A 7,456-nucleotide genomic window follows, 5' to 3' on the forward strand; every position below is an offset into this window, starting at 1 on the left:
TTATACGAGACAGGACAGCCCGAGGGTGGCGCCGAGCGCGCCGAAGGCCCGGCCGCGCTCGGCGCCCTGGAACAGGACCTGGATGAAGCCGGAGACCTGCGGCACCAGCACCCCGCCGGCCGCGCCCTGGAACAGCCGGGCCAGCACCAGCCACTCCTGGTTCTGCGCCGCCCCGGCCAGCGCGCTGGCCGCGGTGAACAGGGCGAGCCCGGTGAGGAAGACGGCCCGGCGGCTGCGGGCGTCGCCGAGCCGCCCGGACGGGACCAGCACCAGGCCGAAGGCGAGCGCGTAGCCGCTGAGCACCCACTGCAGGCCGCTGTCGGACATGTGCAGCCCGGCCCGCACGGTCGGCAGGGCGACGTTGACGATGCTGACGTCCAGCAGCGTCATGAACCCCGCGACCAGGCAGACCGTCAGCGCCCGCCAGCGCCGCGCCTCGGCCCGCCGGCCCGCGGCGGATGCGCCGGGCCGCTGTTCCGGGGGGCTGCACGGGGGTTGGGCCGTCATGGGAGCACCTTCCGGGCGTCCGGCGGTCGTCTGGCTTCGCGTCCGGCGGCCGGCCGTCGACCGGTCTTCCCGGTCCGGCTGCCCGCCCGCCGCGCGCGGCCCCCCTCCGAACGGCCATCGTGGACGGCGCGGCCCCGGAGCCGCCAGCCGGGCTGCGCCGCCCGCGCCGCCGCTCACCCGGACGGCCGAACCCGATCGCGGCCTCTCCCGGCGCCCCGGAGGCTGAGGACATGAACGCCGCCACCGAAACCCCGCCGACCGCCCCGCCGGTGCTGGACGTCCGGCAGCGCAACGTCGTCTTCGGCACCATCGTGCTCGGCATGCTGCTGGCCGCGCTCGACCAGACCATCGTCGGCACCGCGCTGCCCACCATCGTCGCGGACCTCGGCGGGGCCGCGCACATGTCGTGGGTGGTGACGGCCTACCTGCTGGCCGAGACGGTGGCCACCGTGCTGGCCGGCAAGTTCGGCGACCTGTACGGGCGCAAGCTGCTCTTCCAGGTCTCGGCGGTCGTCTTCATCACCGGCTCGTTCCTCTGTGGCCTGGCGACCAACATGACGCTGCTGATCGCCTGGCGGGCACTCCAGGGCATCGGCGCGGGCGGCCTGATGGTGACGGCCATGGCACTGATCGCGGACGTCATCCCGCTGCGCGAGCGCGGCAAGTACCAGGGCGCGATCGGCGCGGTGTTCGGCGTGGCGACGGTGATCGGGCCGCTGCTGGGCGGGCTGTTCACCGACCACCTGTCCTGGCGCTGGGCGTTCTACGTCAACGTGCCGATCGCGATCCTGGTGGTGATCGCGGCCGCCCGGACCATCCCCTCGGTGCGCTCGGCGGTACGCCCGGTGATCGACTACCTGGGGATCGCACTCGTCGCGATCGGCGCCAGCGCCCTGATCCTGGCGACCAGTTGGGGCGGCAACGAGTACGCCTGGGGCTCCGGGGTGATCATCGCCCTGTTCACCGGCGGCGCCGTCGCCCTCGGGCTGTTCTGCTGGGTGGAGAGCAGGGCCGTCGAACCGATGCTGCCGATGCGGCTGTTCCGGAACCCGGTGTTCGCGGTCTGCTCGGTACTCAGCTTCATCGTCGGCTTCGCGATGCTCGGCGCGCTGACCTTCCTGCCGACCTTCCTGCAGTACGTCGACGGCGACTCGGCGACCGCCTCCGGCGTGCGGACGCTGCCGATGGTGATCGGGCTGCTGCTCGCCTCGATCGCCAGCGGCAACGCCGTCAGCAAGACCGGCCGGTACCGGGTGTTCCCGATCGTCGGCACCCTGGTGATGGCCGTCGGCCTCTACCTGCTCTCCCGGCTCGAACCCGGCACGGGCACCGCGCTCGCCTCCCTCTACATGTTCGTGCTCGGCGTCGGCATCGGGCTGAGCATGCAGGTGCTCACCATCGCCGTGCAGAACACCGTCGACTACGCGGACCTCGGCACCGCCACCTCCGGGGTGACCTTCTTCCGCACCATCGGCAGCTCCTTCGGCACCGCCGTGTTCGGCACCATCTACGCCAACAGCCTCAAGACCGAACTCGCCCGGGGCGTGGCCTCCTCGGCCCGCCTCACCGGCGCGGACCCGGCGCTGCTCACCCGGGCCGCCGAGAGCCCGCAGGGCCTGCACCGGCTGCCCGCCGCGCAGGCGGCCCCGATCATCCAGGCCTACTCCGACGCCCTGCACACCGTGTTCCTGTGGACGGTGCCGGTCGCCCTGGTCGGGTTCGTGGTCGCGCTCTTCCTCAAGCAGGTGCAACTGCGGGACACCGCCCGGGCCGGCTCCACCGACATGGGCGAGGGCTTCGCCCAGCCGACCACCAGCGACTCCGACCCGCACCTGGAGTACGCCGTCGGCAAGCTCGTGCGCGGCGTGGACCTCGACACCGTCCGCTCGATCGTCGACGACGCCGACACCCGGGTCGACCTGGCCGGGGCCTGGGCGCTGATGGAGGTCGCCGGCCACACCAAGGCCGTCGGCCAGGCCTCCCTGGACCTCATCGCCGCCCGCAAGCGGATCCCGCCCGAGGTCCTGGAACCGGTCTTCGACCGGATGGCCGCCGAGGGCTACCTCACCCGCGACGGCGACCGGCTCTCCCCCACCGACGCCGGATCCCAGGAGGTCCGCGTCCTCGCCCAGGCCTGGTCGGACTGGCTCAACGCCCGGCTGGACGCCGACGCCGGCCGCCCGCGCAGCCCCCAGCTGCGCACCGCGGCGACCGCCATCGCCTGGCGCCTGATGGTCGAAGACCTCGCCAACGGCCTTCCGGCCCACGCCCGTTCGAAGACTGCGGCCAAGGTCTAGGTGTACTGGCCACCGAGGTTGGTGACTCGCCGAACGGTCCCAGACACTGACCGCTGGCCGTCCCGACCAACGGCGGAGCCGGGGCCGTCAAGAATTCTGGCGCCACCGGTTTCCATTCCCGCTCGGCCTCCAAGCGGCAGGCAGCCCTTCCATTAGCCCCGGCGTATGTCGGACAGACAAGTCAGGCGACTGTGAGCAAAAAATCCTGGATTGGTCAAATCATCTTCTCGCTGACCAGATTTCCATTGATTCTTCAAGGTCGGAATCGCCATTGGCCCGGCAGTCGCCGCAGGAGTTGCAAGATCAGCAAATAACTCCACATCACAGGGCTGATCAGCTACTGGCCGCAAGCTGTCGGTGTAGGCTTCCGGGGCACACGAAATTGCCTTCCGGTTGGTAGTCCGGACCGCAGGTCAACGGTTTCCCGTTCCGCGTCAACGTCCTCCCCTTCAGGGGAGTCCTGGTGTGCTCCGAGTAAGAGAAGAAATCTGCACTGGGAGTACTGTGTCTGGAATGCGTATCGTCATCGCCGGCGGCGGTCTCGCCGGGCTGACGCTGGCCCACTACCTGAACCGCAACGGCCTTGACGTGGCCGCCTACGAGCGCGACGCCGGCATCGCGGCGCGCGAGGCCGGGTACCGGATCCACATCAACTCCACCGGCACCTCCGCGCTGCACGCCGCGCTGGAGCCGCGCCTGTGGGAGCTGTTCCTGGCGACCTGCGGCATGCCGAGCGACGACATGCTGCTGTTCGACTCACAGCTCAACCCCCGCCCCGGCCGGGACAAGACGGCCACCGAGGGCACCGGGGTGCCCACCGACATCCCCGAGCACCTGGTGGTGTGCCGCTCGACCCTGCGCCGCATCCTCTACCTCGGCCTGGAGAAGGCCGTGCACTTCGGCGCCAAGGTCACCGGCTACCGCACCAACCCCGACTCGACGGTCACCGTGCTGCTGGAGGACGGGACCACGGTCGAGGCCGACGTGCTGATCGCCGCGGACGGCATCAACTCCGCCGTCCGCGCCCAGCGCCTGCCCCAGGTGAAGGTCGCCGACCTCGGTTCCCGGCACATCGCCGCGAAGATCCACCTCACCGACGAGGCGAAGGCCAAGCTGCCCGCACAGCTGTTCAACACCTTCTCCCTTGCCTACGCCGCCGACTTCACCGGGCTGACCCTGGGCCCGCTGGAGCGCACCGACCCCACCTCGCCGCTGATCGCCGAGCAGGACGCCGGCTTCCGGCGCGAGGCCACCGCCGACTACGCGCTGAGCATCTTCAACTCCCTCGCCGACGGGATGCTCCCCGACGACGAACTGCTCACCGCCGGGCCCGACGAGCTCAAGGCGCACGTGCTGGAGCGCGTCGCCGCCTGGCACCCGGCCCTGGTCGAGACCGTCCGGCTGTGGGACACCGCCACCGTGCAGGCCCTCAAGTGCCGCAGCTGTGTGCCCGTCGACGCCTGGGAACCGTCGAACGTCACGGTCATGGGCGACGCGGTCCACGCCATGAGCCCCGCCCTGGGCATCGGCGCCAACACCGCACTGCGCGACGCCCACACCCTGGGCGAGGAACTGCTCGCCGTCGCCCACGGCGACAAGCCCCTCCTGGACGGCATCGCCGGCTACGAGCAGGCCATGCGCGACTACGCCTACCACGCCCTGCGGATGTCCGCGTTCGTCGGCCAGAAGGTGATCGGACACCTCCCCCTGCCCGCATAGCCACCCCGATGCTCGGGCGGCGCGCACGAAACGCGCCGCCCGAGCCCGCCGACGGTTCGCCGTGGCCCGGCGGTCGGCCGGTGAAGATCCGCAGGTACGCCTCGGCCGGGCCGGTCAGCCTGCAGGGTGGGTAGCGACACGCCAGGAGCGGGCTGACCACGAATGGGTGAACCGAGTAGTCCCACCAGCCCCACCCAGCACTTCCACCACGACCGCGACGAACGATCCGTTCGCCGAACGGTCACACCCCTCAAGTCCAACCGCTCAGCACCCGCTAAGCCCGGCTTGCAAGCCGCTGAACTGCTCAAACAACCCGGCGCACCTGAGACTGGAACGCTCCTCCGAGGTCCGATTTCCAAGATTCCCGACAGCGCCACCCCCTAGCTCCCTCGCCAGGATCAGTTCGCGCCGCACGCCGTCGGCCATCAGGTCGCCGGGCTCGTCGGTCTCGGCGAAGCCGTTGCGGCGGTAGAGGGCGATGGCCGCGCCATTGTCGGGGTTCACCGCCAGCTTGAGGGTGGTGAACCCCTGCTCGGCGGCCCAGCGGGCGATCGCGCCGATCAGCCGGTCCCCCACGCCCCGGCCGCGCGGGGCCCGCGCGCGCCCCCCACCGTTAAGACACCGCGGCCCCCCCCCCCCCCGCGCCGCGGGCGCGCGCCCGCGCCCCGCCCCAGCGGGATATCCGCTCGGCGGCCGCCCCGCCCTCCTCGGCCGGGACGCCACTGGCCATCGCGACCGGGCGGCCGTCCAGCACCGCGACCAGGTCGAGGGCGCCGGGGATCTCCAGGCGGGAGCGCCAGCGGGCCTCGTGGTCGCCGGCGCCCTGCCAGTCCGCCAGGGTGGAGCCGAAGGCGTACGGCGCCTCGGTCAGCGCGGCCAGGCGCAGCTCGCGCCAGAGCGCCCAGTCGTCGGAGCCGAGCCGACGCAGCTCGGGTTCGCGCGGTTCCGGTTCGCGCGGTTCCGGTTCGTGCAGGTCGGGCTCGTGCGGTTCGGGTTCGTGCAGTTCGGACATGGTGCGGACCTTGCCGCAGGCCGGGCGGCACGGCAAGCGGATTACCCGGTTCAGCCCACGAGCGGCGGGTTGAGGCGGGCGAAGGCCTCCTGCCGGCGGTAGGGGAAGTACGGGTACGGCGCGGTGCGGGCGCTGGCCGCGTCCAGCCGGGCGACCTGCTCGTCGGTCAGCGACCAGCCGACCGCGCCGAGGTTCTGCCGCAGCTGCTCCTCGTTGCGGGCGCCGATGATGACCGAGGAGACGGTCGGGCGGCGCAGCAGCCAGTTGATGGCGATCTGCGGGACGGTGCGGCCGGTCTCGGCGGCGATCCCGTCGAGCGCGTCGACCACCCGGTACAGCAGTTCGTCCTCGACCGGCGGGCCGTAGTCGGCGGTGTCGTGCAGCCGGCTGCCGGCCGGGAGCGGCAGGCCGCGCCGGATCCGGCCGGTGAGGCGGCCCCAGCCGAGCGGGCTCCACACCAGGGCGCCGACGCCCTCCTCCTGGGCGAGCGGCATCAGCTCCCACTCGTAGTCGCGGCCGACCAGCGAGTAGTAGACCTGGTGGGCGGCGTAGCGGGGGCGGCCGTAGCGCTCGGCGACGGCGAGGGACTTCATCAGCTGCCAGCCGGAGAAGTTGGAGACGCCGGTGTAGCGGATCTTGCCGGCCCGGACGAGGTCGTCGAGGGTGGCCAGCACCTCCTCGATCGGGGTGCCGGCGTCGTAGGCGTGCAGCTGGAAGAGGTCGAGGTAGTCGGTGTCGAGGCGGCGCAGCGCATCGTCCACGGCCCTGGTGAGGCGGGCCCGGGAGGTGCCGGCGTCCTGCGGGCCGTCGCCGGTCGGCAGGCCGGCCTTGGTGGAGACGAGCACCTGGTCGCGGCGGCCGCGGATGGCCTGGCCGAGGACCTCTTCGGAGGCGCCGTCGGAGTAGACGTCGGCGGTGTCGAAGAGGGTGACTCCGGCGTCGATGGCGATGTCGAGCAGGCGGCGGGCCTCCTGGACGTCGGTGGTGCCCCAGGCGCCGAACAGCGGTCCACGGCCGCCGAAGGTGCCGGTGCCGAGGCTGAGCGCGGGGACCTTGAGGCCGGACGAGCCGAGCCGGCGGTATTCCATGGCGGTTGTCGTGCTGGTTGTCGTGCTGGCTTCCATGGCAGTTCTCCCCTCAGAGCCCTTAACGGGACTCCCATTCCGTTAGGATGGTTCGACCCTAGCAGGGCGCATCGACCTAATGGAACAGGAATCCCGTTAATGACTGCCGAGCCCTCCGCGCCGGACGCCCCGGACGCTCCAGAGACCCCGGACGCCCCGGACGCCCCGGAGACCCCCACGCCCGGGACGCGGCGCCCCGGCGGCCGCACCGCCCGGGTCCGCGCCGCCGTCCTGCGGGCCGCCGAGGACGCCCTGGTCGAGCACGGCTTCAGCGGGCTCGACCTCGGCGACGTCGCCCAGCGGGCCGAGGTCGGCCGGACCACCGTCTACCGGCGCTGGGGCACCACCAGCGCGCTGGTCGCCGACCTGCTCGCGGACATGGCCGAGCAGTCACTGCCGCGCACCCGCAGCGGCTCCCTCGCCGAGGACCTGCGGGCCAACGCCCGGCTGGTCCAGCGCACGCTGGCCGACCCCCGGCAGGGGGCGCTGTTCCGCGCGGTGATCGTGGCCGCCACCTGCGACCCGGGCGCCGCCGAGGCGCTGCGGCACTTCTACCTGCGCCGGGTCGAGGAGTGGGCGCCGTGCGTCACCGAGGCCGTCGAACGCGGCGAACTCCCGCCGGACACCGACGCGTTCGAGGTGGTCCGGGCCGTCTCCGCGCCGCTCTACTACCGGATGCTCACCACCGCCGAGCCGCTCGACGAGGCCGCCGCCGACCGCGCCGCGGCCGCCGCCGAGGCGGCCGCCCGGGCGGGGGCGCACCGGCAGGAGGGCGTCGGAGAACGTCCGGGAACGCC

The 7,456-nt window shown here is 72.5% G+C and carries 6 protein-coding genes and 1 pseudogene; 3 read left to right on the plus strand and 4 right to left on the minus strand.

Going from position 1 to position 7,456, the window contains the following annotated elements; genetic code table 11:
- Positions 1-18 precede the first annotated feature (18 nt).
- Positions 19-507, minus strand: a pseudogene (locus ACFV61_RS01820) (MFS transporter); the annotation flags it as partial.
- Between the two features lie 230 nt (positions 508-737).
- Between ACFV61_RS01820 and ACFV61_RS01825 the strand changes: the two are divergent.
- Both ACFV61_RS01825 and ACFV61_RS01830 read left to right on the plus strand, forming a co-directional pair.
- Positions 738-2,804, plus strand: coding sequence for an MDR family MFS transporter (locus ACFV61_RS01825; protein ID WP_380489487.1), 2,067 nt, complete (start codon positions 738-740; stop codon positions 2,802-2,804).
- Between the two features lie 513 nt (positions 2,805-3,317).
- The gene (locus ACFV61_RS01830) at positions 3,318-4,523 is read left to right on the plus strand and encodes an FAD-dependent oxidoreductase (RefSeq protein ID WP_380489490.1); all 1,206 of its coding nucleotides are present in this window, start codon (positions 3,318-3,320) and stop codon (positions 4,521-4,523) included.
- Between the two features lie 264 nt (positions 4,524-4,787).
- On the opposite strand, the gene ACFV61_RS01835 is transcribed toward ACFV61_RS01830, so the two are convergent.
- Genes ACFV61_RS01835 through ACFV61_RS01845 form a run of 3 tightly spaced genes read right to left on the minus strand, consistent with a single transcriptional unit; the run spans position 4,788 to position 6,623 of the window.
- Entirely contained in the window at positions 4,788-5,099 is a 312-nt protein-coding gene (locus ACFV61_RS01835) for a GNAT family N-acetyltransferase (RefSeq protein WP_380489492.1), read from the minus strand.
- 37 nt (positions 5,100-5,136) lie between these two features.
- Positions 5,137-5,535 carry a hypothetical protein gene (locus tag ACFV61_RS01840; RefSeq protein WP_380489494.1) on the minus strand — a complete coding sequence of 133 codons (399 nt, stop codon included), beginning with the start codon at positions 5,533-5,535 and terminating at the stop codon, positions 5,137-5,139.
- Between the two features lie 50 nt (positions 5,536-5,585).
- Positions 5,586-6,623, minus strand: a complete 1,038-nt coding sequence (locus tag ACFV61_RS01845; protein WP_380489566.1) for an aldo/keto reductase — start codon at positions 6,621-6,623, stop codon at positions 5,586-5,588.
- A gap of 135 nt (positions 6,624-6,758) precedes the next feature.
- On the opposite strand from ACFV61_RS01845, the gene ACFV61_RS01850 reads away from it, so the two are divergent.
- Positions 6,759-7,456 (plus strand): TetR/AcrR family transcriptional regulator (locus ACFV61_RS01850; RefSeq protein ID WP_380489496.1); only part of this gene is annotated, 698 nt, incomplete at its 3' end.

The sequence above is a fragment of the Kitasatospora sp. NPDC059817 genome, from assembly GCF_042731835.1.
Lineage (GTDB): Bacteria > Actinomycetota > Actinomycetes > Streptomycetales > Streptomycetaceae > Kitasatospora.

Bases quoted from the DNA above. Each gene is read 5' to 3' on its own strand.
- ACFV61_RS01825 (WP_380489487.1), top strand. From the start codon at position 738: ATGAACGCCGCCACCGAAACCCCGCCGACCGCCCCGCCGGTGCTGGAC.
- ACFV61_RS01830 (WP_380489490.1), top strand. From the start codon at position 3,318: ATGCGTATCGTCATCGCCGGCGGCGGTCTCGCCGGGCTGACGCTGGCC.
- ACFV61_RS01840 (WP_380489494.1), bottom strand. From the start codon at position 5,535: ATGTCCGAACTGCACGAACCCGAACCGCACGAGCCCGACCTGCACGAA.
- ACFV61_RS01845 (WP_380489566.1), bottom strand. From the start codon at position 6,623: ATGGAATACCGCCGGCTCGGCTCGTCCGGCCTCAAGGTCCCCGCGCTC.